The organism is Mycobacterium sp. UM_11 (assembly GCF_001414075.1).
Lineage (GTDB): Bacteria > Actinomycetota > Actinomycetes > Mycobacteriales > Mycobacteriaceae > Mycobacterium.
Map to the genome: position 1 here is coordinate 1 of NZ_LATC01000216.1, position 1,406 is coordinate 1,406.

Sequence of the window (1,406 nt, forward strand, 5' to 3'; positions counted from 1 at the left end):
TGTATAAGAGACAGGGTCGGGATGGTCACGGGCCGGCGCGGTGCGGCCGGCGGCACCCCGGCGCCGTTGGCCGGCGCGGCCCCGATCATGGAGGCCACGATCGTGCCGTGCGCGTCGCAGTCCGACAGTCCGTCGCCGCCCATGACGTAATCCCCGCCGGGGATCAGGTGCGGGAAGCGCGGGTGTGGGCTGACGCCGGTGTCGATGACGGCCACCTTCACGCCGGCGCCGCGGCCGAACTGCCATGCCTCCTGCAAGTTCAGCATGTCCATGTACTTCGGTTGCAGCCGGAAGTCGGTGCCGGGCAGGACGCCGACCTCGGTGCAGTACGAATTCTGCTTCATGGGCGCCGGTGGCCCCGGCGGACCGTCAGGCGGGACCGCGCCGGGATCGATCGTTGGCGGTGAGATCGCAGAGGCGGGCGGTAAGCCGGCCAATGCTCCTGAGGTGAGCAAGATTGCGGCGAGGGCCGCGGCGGACGCGCGCCCTCGCCACACCTTGCTACTACCGGTAGCGGATCGCTGCATAGACATTCATCAACCACAATGCCAGCGGGAAAATTGGCATGAGGCAGAGGTATTCGATCCATTCCACGAACTTGCGGAACAGCGGGCTGTAGATGGTGTTCGGCACCACGGCCGCGGCCGTGAGGCCCGCCGCCGGCAGCAACACCAGGATCGCCGCACTGATCGACACCGCCAGGGGCGACTGCAACACAAGGGCGTACCGGACCACCACCGCACCGACGATCAGGACCGCGGTGACGGCCAGGGTGATGGCCTGCCAGCGGTCGACGTACGAGCGCCCGCGCAGCATCAGGAAGCCGGCGCTGAAACCGGCCAGCAGCAGCGGCAGCCAGCGCTGGCCGGTGTGCGGGTCCGACAACGCCGTCAGCGAGACGACCATCAGCACGCCCAGGCCGATCAGCAGCCCGGTCAGGAAGGAACGGGCGCGCTCGGCCTGCACCAAGACATCGCGGACCGACGCGGGCCCCTCGAGGACCGGCGGCCCACCGTCGGAGCGGACCACGGTGGTCGGCAGGTCGGGCCGGGCCTCGAACACCCAGCGGCTGGTCGCCGACGGGAACACCGGCAGCCGGATGCCGGCCAACCGGCGCGAGAGCGCCGGGGCCGTGTGATAGACCAGCACGCACACCAGCACAACAGTGGTCAGCAAGGTCACCGCGCTGGTCATCGCGACCATGCGGGCCAGGGCCGCGATCGCCGTGACCAGGCTGACGGTGACCAGCGCGGTGTAGAGCCCCAGTCGGCGCCCGGTGAAGCGCAGGGACAGCATCGCGGCGATGGTCAGCACGCCGAAGCCGAGCACCGCGTGCGGGGACCCCACGCCGCCGGGAGGCGCCGCGGCCGCGGCGACTGTGAGTGGCTGTCTCTTATACACATCTG

2 protein-coding genes are annotated in these 1,406 nt (G+C 70.0%); both read right to left on the bottom strand.

Going from position 1 to position 1,406, the window contains the following annotated elements:
- A partial coding sequence (locus WU80_RS25680; protein ID WP_231633910.1) for a S8 family serine peptidase occupies positions 1 to 527 on the bottom strand: 527 nt, incomplete at its 3' end.
- The coding region (gene eccD / locus WU80_RS24695; RefSeq protein ID WP_082462599.1) for a type VII secretion integral membrane protein EccD at positions 505 to 1,406 on the bottom strand (902 nt) is incomplete at its 5' end. The genes WU80_RS25680 and eccD, both read right to left, overlap by 23 nt.